Below are 14,060 nucleotides of genomic sequence, written 5' to 3'. Positions count from 1 at the left end.
GCGGTGCCGATGAGAAACCGCGTTGACGCCCCTCCCGGGGGTCACCGACGCCGCCGCGGGTTCGCGGTGGCGCGGGCGACGTTCTGCAGCCGGATCCGGTCGAAGACCACTGCGGCCGCGTCGCTGTCCAACCCGAGGGCCTGCATCAGGCGGTACAGGCCGGGCGTCTTCTTCGGGTCGATCCCGGTGATCTGCCGCGCGAGCTCGGCCTCCAGCTGCTCGATGCGCTCCGGTGTCGCGACGACACCGCGCGCGCCCGACGCCGCGTCGGCGCTGTTCAAGCCCACTGAGCGCGGGACGTACCCGTTGCGGCGGGCGTACTCGAGCCGGTAGGTGGCGTCGTACAGGCGCCGCTCGGCGGCCGTCATCGTCGCCCGGTTCAGCGGATCCCGCTGCCCCGACGCTGCAGCATCGAACCGCTGCGCGCGCCCGGTGACGACCCGCTGGTCACCGACCAGGAACGTCCCCCCACCGCGGCCCGCGGCGAGCACCTGCGCGTCCGTGCGGACGCCCGGTGCGTAGCGCACCGCGACCTGTCCACGCGGGAGGATGTATCCCTCATCGCGCATCATCGCGATCGCGCGCGCCCGGTCCCCATTCGACTTCGCGTATATGTCCTCGATGGTCAGCCGGGACGGTGTGCCGTACCGGCGCGCGCTTCGTGCGGTCGCGAGGCCGCGGTTGGAGACGTTCACGGCACGGTAGATGTCGCCGCCGTCGCGGATCGCGCGCGCCTCCGCAGCGCCGAACACCGCGTCCTGCTCGGCGACCGACAGGCTCCGGAAGTACGCGTACGGGTCGGTGCGCAGATCTCCGCCGACATCCTCGACCGCGGGAATGTGCTGGCAGTCGCACCGCGGGTGTCGCTGAAATCCCTCGTTCCACCGGTACCAGCGGCCCGCGAGGATCGCGCAGCGCCTGCAGCTGGGCGGGTTCAGCATCCGCACGTAGCCGGTCAGCGCGGGGCGCTGGGTGATGTCGGCGGCGAACACCTCGCGGCGCGTGTCCGCGAGGACGGTCAGCGTCGTCATCGTCAGCCAGCGGCCCGCGACGTCGCGCGCGAGCGCGGGCGCCGTGCCCTGCTTCACTGCCGTCTTGGCCTTGATCACCGCCGTGTCGTACAGCGACCCGAGGTCGCGGCCGTCCGGCGCCGTGGTCACGAACGCAGCGGCCGACAGGGCCCCGGTCGCCGCGGCGTTCTGCCCGGTCTCCTCGAGCACCGCCGCGGTGTATGGAAGCGCGAGGCTTACCGCCGCGCGCCGCCCCGCGTCCACGACGCCGAGCGCCTGGTCCCGGACACGCCCCCACTCGTCGAAGTCGTCGCCGATCGTCGACCAGAGGCGGCGCACCGCCGTGGCGGTCGTGCCGGTGACCTTCTGCTGCGCCCGGTACTGGTCAGACGCCGCCTGCGGCAGCATCTTCCAGCTCCCTCTGCGACGCCGCGATCTGCGCGTCCAGGACCGTGTTCTGGTCCCAGTCGCGCATGCGCTCCTGCTGCATCGGCGTGTAGCCGAGGTCCTGCCGTGCCTGTTCGATCGGGAGAATCGAACGACCGGAGAAGTCCTTCGCCTGCACCAGCTTCACGATCGCGTCGGCCTTCTGCGCGATGGTCGGCGTCGAAGGGTCACGCCAGATCGTCTCGATGTTCTTCGGGCGCGCGTCCTCCGCGCGACCGAGCTCCATCAGCATGAGGCGCTGCACCTGCTCCCACCGCACGCCGTACGCCTGCTGCTTCCGCTCGGCGCGCTTGACCAGCTGCGCCTCCGAGGATCGGATGGCATCGGCCGACGGCGGGTTGTCGCCCTGGAACAGCAGGTAGTGCGCCGGGAGACCGAGCTGCATCGCGACGATCTGCATCAGCAGCTTGATCGTCTCGTGGAAATTCGTCAGCGCGGCCTCGGGGAACTGCCCGAACTTGGCCTTTTCCGACTCGGTGCCCCACATGCGGCCCGCGATCATCGAGAACGTGTTGAGCGGCTTGCCGTCCTCGCCCACGAAGTCGTCCTCGTCAAGGCCGGTCGCCCAGCGGCGCGGGAGCGCGTGGAACTCGCTGGACACCATCATGTCCGACGCTTCCTTGTTGAGCGCGTCCAGCGGGGACAGAATCGGCTGGAACACCGGGCGCCCGAGACGCTGGTCCGACTTCCCGGGACGGTGACGGCCGAGGACGCGCGCGTCGTTCATCAGCGGCACAAGCGCGCACAGGCGCTGCTCGTTGCCCTCGGTGCTGTCGTCCTCGATCCAGTCGCCGCGCCGCTGACGCCAGGTGATGGTGCCCTCCTGGTGGAGGTAGGTCATCCATCGGACCTTGTCCGGGTCCGTCCAGCGCTTGATGCCGTGGCGGACACGCTTGGTCCGCGGGTCGTCCTCGTGGATCGCGTCGAAGGGGGACTCGATCGTCAGCACCGGGGCGTCGTCGTCGCCCTCGCCGGGCCCGACCATGGCGTAGCCGCGGCCGAGCGCGAGGGATTCCTGGGTGACCTGCTGCGAGACGAACGGTCCCTCGTTCTCCTGCCACGCATCCCAGAGCTCGTCGTCCGACTCCGTGCCGGCGCCGACACGGAAACCCTCGATATCGAGGCGGTTCTCGTAGACCTCCACCGCGAACAGGGCGAGGTTCAGCACGATCGGCGAGAGCCGGTAGCCGAGCTCCCGCTCGAGCACCGGCGAGACGAACCGCAGCGGCTGCTCGCCCTCGTAGTACGCGTCGAACCGCTCCAGCGGCCGGCGCTCGCGCGACAGGATCCGGGACAGCCGCTGAGCCTCGTCGAGTTCCGTCAACGTCCACCTCCTGTCATCGCCACACGCGGACCTTCGATCGCCGCTTCTCCGGCTTCTCGCCAGCAGCGATGGCGTCCATCACCGCCTCGTGCGCGAGCACCGAGGACATGGCGTAGTCGATCTTCTGGTGCTCCAACGGCTTGCCGAGGATGTACACCCGCCGCTTCGTCAGCGGATCGAGCTTCCGGGCACGCACGATCGCGTTGCGCACGTGTGTCTCCGTCTGCGGGTCACCGTCATGCGTGAAGGGCGACTCGTCGTTGTAGACGTCGCCGCGTAGCCGCTCGAGCGCGCCGTGCGCTGCGGTGACGCGCTCTGTGCGCCAGCCGATGAACACGCTCTCGCCGTACTCGGCCGCCCACTGGTCGATCTCCGACTCCCACATCTGCACGTCGCAGTATGCGCGCACGATCTCGTACCGCTTCGCGAGTTCGTCGACGGCGGCATTCACCTCGGCGCGCGGGATGCGCCCGCCCCAGTCGGCCGGCTCCCACTGCGTCGGCAGGTTCGCGTCGCCGTACGTCGGCGTGAACTGGTGCTGGGACAGCGTCTCGAGCCGGATGCCGGTGTAGTCATCGTTGTCTGACCCGTCGAAGCCCAGGCACACGCGCGTGCGCGGGGCCACCAGGATCGGCGGGTCCGCGCGCTTGCCCTTCCACTTCGCCATGTCCATCCAGGAGCCCGCGCCGGACACGATCCGGTTGCCGAAGAACCGCTCGGCGTCCGCCGGGTCGGTCTCGATGAGCTCGGCGGCTTCGCGCTCGATCGCGTTGATCGATACCCACGGCGCCGCGCGGTAGTTGAACGCGAAGATCTTCCGGCGATCCGCCTTCTTGGCGAAGTCGAGGTCCGCGGGCGGCTGCTGGAAGTCCTTGTTGATGTCGCGCGCCTTGGACTGGTACGTCTGCTGCGCTGTCGAGTTCTCCGCCGGGTTCCAGGCGTTGGTCGTCTCGATCGAGCGACCGCCCATGCCCGCCAGACCACGACGCTGCGTGCGCGCGAGCTTGTGGCCGCCGTTCGTCTCCAACCACAGGCCCGTCTCGTCCTGCGCCGAGAACGTGATCCGCTGGCCCAGGCGGGAGTTCGCCTTCGACGTCACCGCGTCGATCCGACCGCCACCCGGCAGACGGATGAACTCCTCACCCGTCTTCGGGATCACGTCCGCGAGCGGGCCGAGCTCGATCATCGGCCGCAACGCGTCGTACGTGTTGTCCGTCTGGTCCTCGGTGGTCGCCGTGATCTGGATCAGCGGCGTCGCCCACGGCTTGCCCATCGGCTCGCCCGGCTCGAACACGTACGGCTCGAACGCGCTGCGCTCGGTGCCCCATCCGCATCCGCATCTGAAGTCCCGGCAGTCGTAGACCTCGCCGCCCTCAGCACGTCCGGCGAACGTCGCGGGCCCCACACCTTCGAGGCACACGAAGCCCGCGACGAGAGGCGACTTCCCCCACTTCTGCGCACGCACCAGCAGCGACCGGCGGAACACGAACGCATCCACCGGCTTCACGATCCGCGCCGGCGTCGCGTCCGGGCGCACCCGGTAGTGGTTCACCACGAACGCGAACTGCTCCGAACCGAGCGCGAACGGCTCGCCACGGTGCTCCTGGTCCGGGATGACGCAGTGCGACTCGATCCACGCCGCCGCGACGCCGAGCGTCTCAGTCGCTTCCATTGACAGCCCTCAACCGGTCCTTCATCGAAGAACGGCGAACGCTGACACGGGGAGCCACCTCCTCGCGCCGAGCCGCAAGCTCATCCGTCGAGAACTTCCACCGCAGCTGGTGCATCCCCGGCAGGGACAGACCGATCTCCGCGCTCATCCGAAGTACCGCGGTCTTCATGCTCGCCGGGGCGCCGGCGGCGACGGAGTCGTGAAAGGCGCGGACGTAGGAAGCCACCTGCAGCTCGAGCCCGAGCTTGGACCACTGGTACGCCTGCGGCTTCTCCCACAGCTCGGCCCAGAGGTCGAGCTCGTCCTGCCATCGCTGCTCGGTGGCTTCGACGTTGAGTTCCTTGATGCGCTTCTTATCGACGACATACACGTCGTAGATCGCGATCTTCGTCAGCGGGAACTCGGGAACATCACCGACGTATCCCTCGATCGGAAGGGTGACCCATGCAGCATCATCCTTGCGATCGCGACGCAGTGCGTTCGGGTCCGGCGCTGGCCCGGAGCGGCCGCGAGTACCACCAGAGGTCATCCCCACCACCCCCAGAACCGCAAACGTTTTGAACCTGACCGGGACTTTTTCCACCTCCCCGGCGGTACGGTGAGGTCCGCTCTTGGGGTCCCTCCCCCACCCCCTCGGAGGCGGGCCGCACCGGGGCCTCAGCGAGTCGTGCGGAGAGTGCGTGCGGCGACCTGGGCAACCGCGGTGGCGTCGATGCCAGGGGCGGGGTTGACGATGATCGGGGGCCGCTCGGCGTTCTGGTCGAGCCACGCCTGCAGTTGGTTGCGATGGCCGATGAGCGCCGCACGATCCCGAGCGTCGTTCTCGATGCGTTGGGTCAGCGCGTCGATCCGCGCGTCCGTGTCGGCCTGCGCTTCCTCGACGTGCTCGCGGACCGCTTGACGGATGTCCTCGACGCTCGTCGCGGGCTCGGTGCCGATGATCGGCGAGTGGAGTTCAGGCTTGAGGCGACGTGCCATGGTGTTCTCCTGTTCACGGGGTGGAGTGCGCCGCTCGTCCGCCGGCGCTGCGGTTGCACGTCACGTGCTCGGGGCCGCGGTAGCGTCCGCGGTCGTGGTCGTCGTGACCGAGGTCGAATGCCTCATCGGGTCGGATCAGTTGCTCGCACCGCCAGCATCTGACGCGGCCTGTCGCGACCCTCGGCGCCCACCATGCGCGGCGCCGGTCATGCTTCGCGTCATAGCCGCGCTGCTGTCGACTGCCGCGCGCACGCTCACGCTCGCGGCGATGCGCCGAGCAACGGCCCGCCTCCACGAGCTCCGGACACCCGGGCTCAGCGCAGACACGCATGGATCAGAGGTGGCGACGCTGCACCCGGCATCGCGTGCAGGTCCGGACGTAGTCGTAGACGGGATCCGTCGCGCCGACGAAACATGTAGCGCCCGCGGTGGATGCCGAGCCAGCAGAGGATCATGCGTGCTCCGTGTACATGCCGGCTGGGTTCCAGTTGGAATCGTTCTTCACCCGGGAACCGATCTGGAAGCCGCGACACCGCGGGCAATTCGCGATCTCGCACGACGCATCGCAGTGCGTACAGACGAGCACCTTCCGAGACTGGTGCGGGTACATCACCTCGCCGCATGCGCAGCGGGTCCCGGCGCGCAGAGCGACCATGGGCTATTCCCCTCGAGCGGGTGAAGAGTGGCGTCCCGCCTGGCCCACATCGATCCGTGGATGCAGGTGGCGCCCGTGAGGAGTTCGCTGCGCGTTATCGATCGCTTCCCCACGAAGCGGTCGCGCGGTCGTGGCGACGGGGCCCGGTGCCGGAGTCGTGAACGTGTGGCGGCGGGACGAGCACCAGAAACGCCGAGAGCCCCACCCGAAGGTGAGGCTCTCTGGTCATAGTTCTTGTGCACGCACAGCGTAACACGCGTTGTGGAAGTACCTGGAACTACGCGGATCCCATCGCTTCTTCGGCGTGTCGTCTCAATCGAGTCGCCGCCTGGCGCCCAGCCATCACCGCGGCCGCGGCGTCGATGTCGGACGCCTTGAACCACACAATCGTCTGCCCCTGCGAACTGCGTCCCCTCTTGTCGCGCAGGACGCCAGCAGTTCGCAGCTTGGCCACGGGCTCGATCACCTCGTCCTTCACCCAGGTCCGCAGCTGGCGCTCGGAGATACCCGCACGCTTCGCCGCGTCCGCGAACTGCAGGAGCGGGTCGTACCACTCGCGCACCGGCGTGACCACGACGACGCCGGGCTCCTCCTCGGCCGGATAGACGTACCGGTCACGGCGCTCGATCCCCCACCGCGCGTGCGCGTCGGCGAGCGTCCACTCCGCGATCGGCCACCCGGTGTACGACTCGTCCGCGTCTGCCGGTCGCTCGTGCAACTCGAGGAGGTCCGCGATCAGGTCGCGAGCCACGCCCTCGTCGCTCAGCGCAGCGTCGAGCGTGGCCCGGCCGTTGCGGATCCAGCCGCCCCACCGCTTGAGCTTCGCGGCGACCACGTGCGTTGCCTCGAGGAGGTCCGCGTCGACCTGATCCGGCGCACCCGAGCCCGACGAGGCCGGCGCCGCCGAGTAGACGACCGCCTTGCCCTGCTGAGCGAGCGTGCGCATCCGGCCGAGGATGTCACTCGCGCTGTGCAGCAGGAACCGCAGGCGTCGGTAGCAGCGATCGCAGATCAGCGTCCCGTCGACGCGAGGGGCCGGCGCGCATCCGGGGCACGTGCCCTCCGGGTTCCCGTAGGCCGGGCAGGCGGCGAAGTGATCCGCCATGCACCCGCGGATGCACCCCTGGTCGTCAGAACGGGTCATCGCCCCACCTCTCCTCGAAGATCGACAGCTGCTCGACGTACTGCTGCTTCACGAGGAACGCCCTCCGACGCTCCCTCGCTGTGCCGCACGGACCGCAGGGCTCCCGCGTTCCCTCCGGATGCTCGGCGCAGCCGATGGGCGGAGCATCCAGGAGCGCAGGACGCAGGGGTCGGAGCGGCTTGGTGCTGGTGGCGTACTCGGCTTCCCAGGCTGCCCAGCGTTCCGAGCGTGCCTGGTCCTCGGCGGCGGCTTGCGCCCGCGCTCTCTCGCGCGCCCTCGCCCGCGCTTCCTCTCTCTCTTCCTCTCTCTCCCCAGCCGTTGAAAATAGGGGCGGCTCGGTGAACGACACGGACGGCGCCGGCGGCGCCGGCGGCGCCTGCAAGGCGCTCGGGGGCGACTCGAACGGGACGAGCAGTGCAAGCCACTCGCGGCCGTCCTGCACCCATGTGCGCAGGTGCCCGGCCTCCTCGAGCATCAGGATGTGCAGCACCACCCGCTCCGATGCGGCCGCGCGCGGCTCCGCCGGGTACAGCATCGCCGCGATCCGCTGCGGATCCACGAGCAGCCGGTTCTCCACCCCGACCAGGAACCGCAGGCCCCACGCAGTGGGCGCCGCCTCGGCCGGCAGCCCGAGCACGCTGGGCGCCGGTGAGGGCGCGCCTCCACGCGGTGGTGGCTGGGGGGTTGTGTCCAAAGTTGTTCCCTTCTCGGAGCATCGCGCGCAACGCGACGTCGTATGCGAGCTGCAGGTCGCCGCGCTCCACGAGGAAGCACTCCGACCAGCCACGGCCGCGGTAGAGGATCCGGTCGGCACGGTGCACGCCGTCACCGCTCGGACCGGTGAAAGCGGGGTCGAACAGCGCGCGCAGCGCCCGCAAGCCGGCGGCCTCCCACGTGTCGTCGGTGCCTGGTGCGTCGAGCAGCACCACGGCGCCGGTCTGGCGCATCATGTCGAGGCGGGCGTCGCGGAACGTCCGCCCGATCTTGAGGACGCCGAGCGTCGGCCACCACACGATGTAGGTGGTCCCGTACTTCAGCATCCGCGACGGATCCCGCACACACTCGCGGCACGAGAGCGCCCGCCCCGCGCGCAGCGCACGCCCCTGCTCGATGGTGCGGCGCCCGCAGGCGCACACGCAGCCCCAGACGGGCTGGCGTGCGCCGCTGGGCGTCACAGCGTCCCGAAGGCGGGCACGTACGGTCAGGCGGCCGAAGCGGCGCCCTGCGAGGTCGATAAGCGCGCCCATCAGTCCTCGCCCTCGGCGAGCGCGCCCTCGGCGAGGCGATCGATGGTGCGCTGCAATAGGTCGACGCCGGCGACGTTGTCCCGTCCGACGTTGACGCGCTCTCCGCACGACAGGACGACCCGCACTACGCCGAATGCACCGTCTCGTGTGACGGCTGCGACCTCTCGCGGGTTGACCCAGTCGTGCTGGGTGATCTTGACGAGGATCATGGTCGCTCTCCTTCGCTTGCGGCCTGGATGCCGAGGATCTGTTCGGCGAGAGCGCGGGCGCGGGTGGTGTCGGTCGTTGCGTCGGTGCGGAGCTTGCCGTCCGGAGTGGTGATCGGTTCGGACTGCTGCCGCTTCACGTTCAGGGCCTGGAGGATCGTCGGGTCTGAGCCCTCCTCGGCGTGGAGGAAGTAAGCGACGGGCGGGGCTTCGCCCATGCCGTCGCGGCGGACGCGGCCGATGGCCTGCTCGTGGACCTGGGGTGACCAGTCGAGTTCGCCGAACACGACGACGTTGGTCGCCTTCTGCAGGCCGTCGACGCCGGCCCCGGATCGCAGGGACATGATGAGGACGCGAGCGTTGCCGGTGACGAAGGCGTCTTCGGCTGCGGCTTTCTGCGTGGGTGACTCGCTGCCCGTGTACATGACGGGCTTGTACTCGGCGAGCTGCTGGAGCCAGATGTCGTAGACGGCGCGGTGCCATCCGAAGAGGACGACTTTGCGCTCGGACTGGAGGATCAGCTTGACGAACTCCGCGACGTACGGCGCCTTCGCGATGCCGGTGGCTTCGCGCATCTTCCAGTCGAGGTCACCGGAGGCCTTCCACCGGTCGGTGCGGGTGGCGGAGTTGTCGAGGATCAGGCGGGCGAGGGCGCGAGCGTCGCCGGCGATGGACTCGAGGGCGGCGGGGTCGGCGTCAACGAGCTGCGGGACCTTGACCGTCTTGGGGAGCTCGCGGCCGACTTCGGCGCGAGTGCGGCCGAGCATGACGCCCTCCTCGCGGAGGTAGGAGCCGAGGGCGGCGGGATCGGAGACGACCATGTGCTGCTGCTGCCAGCGACCGACCCACTCGCGCACGAACTCGGTCTGTGTCCCGAGCACGCCGGGGGCGAGGATGTTGAACAGCTCCCAGATCTCGCCGGCGTAGTTGTAGACCGGGGTGGCGGTGAGGCCGAGAACGAAGGGCGCGTCTTTCGAGACCTGCGCGGCCGCGGCACCCTTCTGTGTTCCGACGCCGCGGCGAAGCTCCTGGACCTCGTCGAACACGACCGACGACGCCCAGCCCTCGAGGTGGTCCCGCCACCCGTTGAGACGCGAGTAGGGGACGATGAGCACGTCTGGGTGCTCGCCGGCGAGGAATGCGTCCGTGGGTGTCGTCTTGGCGGCCAGGTGCACGTCGAGCCACGGGAATGCTTCCTCGAGCTCGGTCATCCAGCGGCGCGGAAGGTGGGTAGGCGGCACGATAAGGGCGGGAAGCGCGTCCTCGTGAACGAGGTTCAGGAGGCCGGTGAAGGTCTTGCCCAGCCCGAGGTCATCGGTGAGGAGCAGCCTGCCGCGAGCGCGTAGCAGTTCGACGGCGGCGAGCTGGTAGTCGCGCGGCGTCTTGACTGGCTGGGTCGGCAGCTCGAGGCGGGCGTTCTTGCCTTCGGTGACGCGCGCGACGGCGGCCATCGTCTCGCGGTGTGCGTCCGCGCGTGAGCGCAACTGCTGTTCTGCGGCGGGCCGGAATGGCACGAGCGGGTAGCGCTCCATCAGCCATTCGATGTCGCGAGCGACGTCGTCCGCGTCGCTGATGAGCAGCATGCCTGCGCGGTCCTGGTTGACGCGGGTGAAGATCCGCTTCGCGCGGACGGCGACGGCCGGCTCGAGCTTGAGCCCCCACTGCCCGCGGGAGCGCCCATTGCCGGGCACGTAGTCGTAGGTGCCGTAGGTACGGGTCACAGGCCGGCTCCGATCAGCGAGCAGACGAACACTGGCTTGTCGGTGGTCGGTTCGTTGAGGACGTGAGAGTGGGCGACGCGGGTCGTAACGAGAACGAGCGCGCTGATCTCGGAGCACTGCGCGTAGCGTGCGAGCTGCCGGGCAACGTCGGAGGTCCCGCCACCGACCTTCACTTCGATGCCGACGCGTCCGGCGAGCAGGTCAATCCGCGACTGCCCGTCCGACAACCGCACCTCGCGCGTTGCGGCGATGTCAGCGTCGGCCAGCAGGTCGGCGATCGCGGCCTGCAGGTCGTCCTCATTTCGGTACGTGGGGCGAGCGTCGGCGAGCGCCCTGCAGATAGCCTCGGCACAGGCCTCCGCCTCGATGTCAGCGCTCACCGACTGCCACCTTCCTTTCGAGTTCGTCTGCCTGTTGCCGGAGCTTCGGGTCCTTCGGGCGCCTCATGAGTTCCTCCAGGAGACGCGGCGGCGGCCGGGCCGCTCGGCGCGCTGGTTGAGCTCGTTGCTGAGGCGGGTGTTCTGGCTGGTCTTGGCTTCGAGGGCTCGGCTGAGCATGTCGATGGTGCCCTGCTGGTGGGCGACCGTGTTGCGCAGGTCGTCGATGTGGCCGACGTCGTGCGTGTGCGTGCGGCGCTGGTGCTCGAGGTCGAGGCGCTGGCGGTCCCAGCGCTCCAGCGTCGTCTCGAACGCGGTCTTGAGGGTCGCGACCTCGGCGAGCGCGGTGTCGCGTTCCTGCTCTGCGCGGGCGAGTTCCTGCTCGAGGAGGACCGCGGTGGTACGGGCGCGTTCGACGTCGACTGCCTCGGCGACGTCGCCCCACGCGGGCCGGACGGCCTGCGCGGCGCTGGCTGCGGCGTCGCCGACGAACTGGACGATCTCCTCGACGCAGCCGTCGCAGAGGTCGTCGCTGGACAGGGTGTCGGCGGGGCCGCCGCAGCGGTCGCAGGTGCGGGCCGGCTCGGGGATCTGCTCGCAGGCGCAGCCGATGCAGATCCCTCCGAGGCGGGGGTTGTGGTTGCCGTGGTCGCCGGCGAGGCAGGCACTGCAGATGCGGGTCTTGTCGTCGAGCTCGCCGACGGCGGGCGCCTCTTGCTCGACAGCGGCGGCCACGGGGCCGACGGTGACCGGCCCGTCGATGACGATGGTCTCGGCCTTGGGGTCCTTGTCGAGGGCGATGGAGGCGGCTGCTTCCCGGCCCAAGAGCGTGCCCCGCACGGCGGCGACCGCTTCTTCGGGGGTCGGCTCCGCGGCGCGGTGGGTCTCGTCGTAGTGCTCGATGACCTCGACGGGCAGCGGCCCCTTGAGGCCGACCGTGTACCCCTTCTCTCGGGCCCACGTGCGGATCTGGGCGTTGCGCTCCCGCTTCTCGGCGGCGGTGAGCTCGGCGGGCTGGGTCGGCGCCGTGGGCGTCTCGGGCTCGGCGGGCTTGCTCGTGGCGGTGTGCGCCTTGCCGAGTTCCACGAGGTTCGCCGCGGCGGTCTCGATCGGGTCCGCCTTGGCGGCGGCGATGTCGGGCACGGGCGTCGGCGCCGGCGCCTTGACTTTCGGCGGGGCGGGCTTCGGTGCGGGCTTGGTGGTCATGGTGTGCTCCTCGGTGGGGGTGGGAGTCTTGGCGGGGTAGAACCGGCCGTCGAGTTCGGCGGCGATCTCGGCCGGGGTGAGGCCCTGGCGGGCGAGCTTGTTGTACCGGTAGTCGCCCTTCGAGGCGATCCAGGCGCGGGCGCAGGACAGGCCCCATTCGAGCTGGCCGGGACATCCGGAGCCGCGGCAGCCGCGGTCGTAGCCGTCGGGGGTGCCGTGCGGGAAGCCGTCCTCGAAGAGGTCTGCGCTGCTCATCGCGTCTCCTTGTCGGGGAGCTTGTCGAGGGTGGTGGTCCACCAGATGCCGGTGGGCGTGTTCGTCGCCTCGAGCTCGACCTGCTCGCCGACGAGGGTGCGGATCACCCAGCGGGTGGATCCGAGGACGACCAGGTCCCCGATCCGCCAACCGAGCGCCTTCGGCCGCGGCGCCGGCTCGATCCGGGCGCTCATGCGAAGTCATCGCCTTCGTCGTCCGCGCTCTCTGCCGCGGCTTCGTCCTCGGCCCGGCCCGCGCGGCGCTTACCTTCGAGCGCCACGCGGCGATCGAGGATGATCTGCTCCTCCTCGGTGAGGCGGTAGCCGTTGTCTACGAGCCACTGCATGTAGCGAGGGCTGAGCTTCTCCCAACCGCCGCGGACCTCCATCGCCGACTCGTGCCGCTGGATCGCGAGCGCGAGGATCGCGTGGTCCGGGCGCTTGGCGAGCTCCGCGCGGAAGCGGGACGCGACGTCGCTGGTGCTGACGTACCGGTAGCCGGTCTGATGCTCGGACTCGCTCACCCTGACTCCGAGCGCGAGGATGCGATTCAGCACGACCGGGTTCCCGGAGAGGCCGAGGTGGGCGGTGTAGTGCTCGTGCTCGGACATCAGGTCGTCTGCGATGAACAGCTGCCACCCGTTCGGCAGCTTCTTGAGCGGCAGCAGGTGATCCCGGATCCAGTCGAGACGTACCTCGGTGACCTCCGGCCATGCCTTATTCAGGTGAGTGTTCTGCTTCTTGAGTGCCTTCTCCTCGTCGCTCATCTGCGGCTTCCCGGCGGCGGCCCTGCCTGCGGCGAGCGCGTGGCCGTGGGCCTTCGGGTCAAGGCAGACGGGCATGATGTCGATGTTCGTGTCGTGGTGGTACCCGTGCTGTCCGATCCAGACGGCGTGGCCGGGGCAGTTCTCGTGCTCCTTGGCGCTGACCTGCTTCTCGGTCTTCGCGTCGATGAGGTCCCGCACCCATGCGGCCTTGGTGTCCTTGTTGGGGGTGCCGTAGTCGTCGGTCGGGGCGACCTTGGTGACCTGCACGCCGGCCGCACGATGCTTGTCCGTCTCTGACTGGACGGCGACGCGGATCTCCTTGTTCCGGACGGCGCGCTGCAGCTCCATCTCCGGGTTCCACCGTGCCTCGAACACGGGCTTGGCTTCCTCCTCGGTGAGGCCGGAGTCGGCGACTGCTGCGAGCAGTTCGAGCGAGAGACCGTCCTTGTCGAGTCCGGCGAGCGCGACAGGTGCGTCGGCGACCTTGAGGGCGTGGTCGATGTCCTTGCGGGCGAGGGTGGTGCGCTTGGCGATCTGCGCAGCTGGGAGCTTGAAGTCGAAGGCGAGCTGCTTGGCCGCGGCGACCTGGTCTGCGCGGGTCATCGGCGCGCGGGCGGTGTTCTCCACGAGCTGCGCGAGGGTGGTCGACTCCGGCTTGGCGATGATGCGGACCGGGATAGACGTCGCACCTGCCTCGACGGCGGCGTTCGTGCGGGTCTGGCCGGTGACGATCTCGAGCTGCCCGTCCTCTGTGACGAACGCGGTGACCGCCTCGAGCACGCCGAGTTCGGCGATCGAGCCGACGAGGGCCTTGTACGCCTCGGGGTCGGTGGTCTTGCGGACGTTCGGGCCGATGAGGAGCGTGGTCGGGTCGACGTGGACGATCTGGTCCACGGCGAGCGTGGGCGAGGTGGCGGGCGCTTCGGCGAGCGCGTCGACGGCCGACGTGGTGCCGGTCGTGTCGACGGTAGGGATGGGCTTGCGAGATCGCGTCGGCTTCTTGGCGGTCGAGCGGTCTACGAGGCTGATGCTGTCGGTCATGGCGTGGGGTC

The 14,060-nt window shown here is 69.7% G+C and carries 13 protein-coding genes; all 13 read right to left on the bottom strand.

Annotated features, from left to right (window positions below):
• Window positions 1-41: 41 nt before the first annotated feature.
• The 13 genes from AAD528_RS00575 to AAD528_RS00515 all read right to left on the bottom strand — a co-directional run bounded on the left by AAD528_RS00575 (window position 42) and on the right by AAD528_RS00515 (window position 14,049).
• Complete coding sequence (locus AAD528_RS00575) at window positions 42-1,418, bottom strand: VG15 protein (RefSeq protein WP_345750102.1); 1,377 nt, start codon at window positions 1,416-1,418, stop codon at window positions 42-44.
• A complete protein-coding gene (locus AAD528_RS00570; protein ID WP_345750101.1) occupies window positions 1,396-2,781 on the bottom strand; it encodes a phage portal protein in 1,386 nt (461 codons plus the stop codon). Before AAD528_RS00570 ends, AAD528_RS00575 begins: the two co-directional genes overlap by 23 nt.
• A gap of 13 nt (window positions 2,782-2,794) precedes the next feature.
• Window positions 2,795-4,453, bottom strand: a complete 1,659-nt coding sequence (locus AAD528_RS00565) for a terminase large subunit domain-containing protein (protein ID WP_345750100.1) — start codon at window positions 4,451-4,453, stop codon at window positions 2,795-2,797.
• The gene (locus AAD528_RS00560; protein ID WP_345750099.1) at window positions 4,440-5,036 is read right to left on the bottom strand and encodes a hypothetical protein; all 597 of its coding nucleotides are present in this window, start codon (window positions 5,034-5,036) and stop codon (window positions 4,440-4,442) included. Before AAD528_RS00560 ends, AAD528_RS00565 begins: the two co-directional genes overlap by 14 nt.
• Window positions 5,037-5,110: 74 nt before the next feature.
• Entirely contained in the window at window positions 5,111-5,431 is a 321-nt protein-coding gene (locus AAD528_RS00555; RefSeq protein ID WP_345750098.1) for a V-type ATP synthase subunit E family protein, read from the bottom strand.
• Between the two features lie 932 nt (window positions 5,432-6,363).
• A complete protein-coding gene (locus AAD528_RS00550) occupies window positions 6,364-7,230 on the bottom strand; it encodes a hypothetical protein (RefSeq protein WP_345750097.1) in 867 nt (288 codons plus the stop codon).
• Complete coding sequence (locus AAD528_RS00545) at window positions 7,217-7,867, bottom strand: hypothetical protein (protein WP_345750096.1); 651 nt, start codon at window positions 7,865-7,867, stop codon at window positions 7,217-7,219. The genes AAD528_RS00550 and AAD528_RS00545 overlap by 14 nt, the downstream gene beginning before the upstream one ends.
• Before the next feature lie 609 nt (window positions 7,868-8,476).
• Window positions 8,477-8,686 (bottom strand): hypothetical protein, encoded by a 210-nt coding sequence (locus AAD528_RS00540; RefSeq protein WP_345750095.1) that lies wholly within the window; start codon window positions 8,684-8,686, stop codon window positions 8,477-8,479.
• Window positions 8,683-10,404 (bottom strand): SNF2-related protein, encoded by a 1,722-nt coding sequence (locus tag AAD528_RS00535; RefSeq protein WP_345750094.1) that lies wholly within the window; start codon window positions 10,402-10,404, stop codon window positions 8,683-8,685. The genes AAD528_RS00540 and AAD528_RS00535 overlap by 4 nt, the downstream gene beginning before the upstream one ends.
• Window positions 10,401-10,784 (bottom strand): hypothetical protein, encoded by a 384-nt coding sequence (locus tag AAD528_RS00530; protein ID WP_345750093.1) that lies wholly within the window; start codon window positions 10,782-10,784, stop codon window positions 10,401-10,403. The genes AAD528_RS00535 and AAD528_RS00530 overlap by 4 nt, the downstream gene beginning before the upstream one ends.
• Before the next feature lie 63 nt (window positions 10,785-10,847).
• Window positions 10,848-12,242: an Lsr2 family DNA-binding protein gene (locus AAD528_RS00525; RefSeq protein ID WP_345750092.1), complete on the bottom strand. Its 1,395-nt coding sequence runs from the start codon at window positions 12,240-12,242 to the stop codon at window positions 10,848-10,850.
• Window positions 12,239-12,436, bottom strand: coding sequence for a hypothetical protein (locus tag AAD528_RS00520; RefSeq protein ID WP_345750091.1), 198 nt, complete (start codon window positions 12,434-12,436; stop codon window positions 12,239-12,241). The genes AAD528_RS00525 and AAD528_RS00520 overlap by 4 nt, the downstream gene beginning before the upstream one ends.
• On the bottom strand, window positions 12,433-14,049 hold the full coding sequence (locus AAD528_RS00515; RefSeq protein WP_345750090.1) for a ParB/RepB/Spo0J family partition protein: 1,617 nt from the start codon (window positions 14,047-14,049) through the stop codon (window positions 12,433-12,435). The genes AAD528_RS00520 and AAD528_RS00515 overlap by 4 nt, the downstream gene beginning before the upstream one ends.
• Window positions 14,050-14,060: the final 11 nt, after the last annotated feature.

The organism is Microbacterium rhizophilum (genome assembly GCF_039605615.1).
Taxonomy (GTDB): Bacteria; Actinomycetota; Actinomycetes; order Actinomycetales; family Microbacteriaceae; genus Microbacterium; species Microbacterium rhizophilus.
This window is presented reverse-complemented; position numbering and strand designations above follow the sequence as displayed.